Genomic DNA, 1,593 nt, shown 5'->3' on the forward strand with positions numbered 1-1,593 from the left:
TGATACTGATTGAGCCTTCTCCCCAGCCCAGCGGTTACCCGCTAAGCTGGAAGGCGACCAAGCACTACAAGGGAGAAGACTCATGAACTTTTACCATAGCACCCACCGCCATTATTGTGGAATCGATCTGCACGCCCGCAGCCTGTATGTCTGCATCCTCGACCAACAGGGCGAGGTGTTGCTGCATAAAGAAATCAAAGCCCAGCCGGAACTGCTACTGGCCATGCTCGAACCCTTTCGCGATGATCTAGTCGTCGGTGTCGAATGCATGCACTGCTGGTACTGGATCTCCGATCTGTGTGAAGAGCACGGCATCCACTTTATCCTGGGCCACGCGCTTTATATGAAGGCCATTCATGGGGGCAAAACCAAGAACGACCGCATCGATTCCTTCAAGATTGCGATGCTAATGCGCGGTGGTAACTTTCCACTGGCTTACGTCTATCCCAAGGAGATGCGGGCCACCCGGGATCTGTTGCGCCGCCGTACTCGCATTGTCCGGCATGGTGCCATGCTCAAGGCCCACGCAGTGAACACTCTGGGCCAGTACAATCTGCCGCCCAGCAAAGCCAACCTCAACAACCCTGGCGGCCGGTCACAACTGACCGCCGCTTTTAGCGATCCAGACGTTCAGCGCAATATCGACCTGGACCTGGCCATCGTCGACTGTTATCAGCACGAACTCAAAAAGCTTGAATGGCACCTGGAACAGCAGGCCAAACAACACGACCCGGCGTCACTCAACGTGCTGAAGACCATTCCTGGAGTAGGCCGCATTCTGGCCCTGACCATTCTCTACGAAGTCGGCGATATCCAACGTTTCGAATCCGTTCAGAAGTTCGCGTCCTACGCTCGCCTGGTGAAGTGCAAAGCCGAATCCGCCGGCAAAATCTACGGCACTCAGGGCAACAAGATCGGCAATGCTCATTTGAAGTGGGCGTTCTCAGAAGCGGCGGTGCTGTTCATTCGTAACAACGACAAGGCCAAACGCTACGTCGAAAAATTGCAGAAGCGCATGAACAAACCCAAGGCCCTATCCGCCTTGGCACACAAGTTGGGTAGAGCTGTGTACTTCATGCTCAAAGACAAGAGGGTGTTCGATGAACAACGGTTCTTGAGAGGTTAGTCACGCCACGGGCTGAGCAAGACGTCTAACTGGATCAGAAAGGATGACACCGAAGACCGCAAGTCTGCTGACTGGTACACCGATACCCAAGCGGTTTTCTGTCACCGATGTTGAAGCCAGAGCGACTTGATTAGCCAGCCCGTGGGCGTGCCTTAATACCATGAGCCAGTGCGCTTACACCGGTCCTGAGCCTGACACTAACTGGAGCCATGCAGCCCGTCGTTTGAATAGTGCCAGTGACCGGTTAACCGATGAATGTCTGGTGCCCCTGACCCACTGATGGAACGACCGGTCAGGCAGTGGCCTAAAGCCACGTAAGAGAGCCCCTATATGTGTTTGCTGTAAGTGCCTGACAGCTCCGCGAGACTGACGAAGCAGGCGTTCTCGCTCATGGATTTAGGTTGGCCGCTGGCGCGGCCAAAAAAATGACTCTTGCCTATTGATTCCGAGAAGGCTCATATGTGTTA

The 1,593-nt window shown here is 54.4% G+C and carries 1 protein-coding gene; it reads left to right on the forward strand.

Annotation, left to right across the window (positions count from 1 at the left end; translation table 11 throughout):
- Nucleotides 1-82 precede the first annotated feature (82 nt).
- Complete coding sequence (locus Q675_RS33790) at nt 83-1,126, forward strand: IS110 family transposase (RefSeq protein ID WP_023011842.1); 1,044 nt, start codon at nt 83-85, stop codon at nt 1,124-1,126.
- Nucleotides 1,127-1,593 lie beyond the last annotated feature (467 nt).

This window comes from Marinobacter sp. EN3 (assembly GCF_000475315.1).
GTDB lineage: Bacteria > Pseudomonadota > Gammaproteobacteria > Pseudomonadales > Oleiphilaceae > Marinobacter > Marinobacter nauticus.

What these genes read in the sequence shown, in the direction of transcription:
- Q675_RS33790 (WP_023011842.1), top strand. Translation starts at nt 83, where the DNA reads ATGAACTTTTACCATAGCACCCACCGCCATTATTGTGGAATCGATCTG.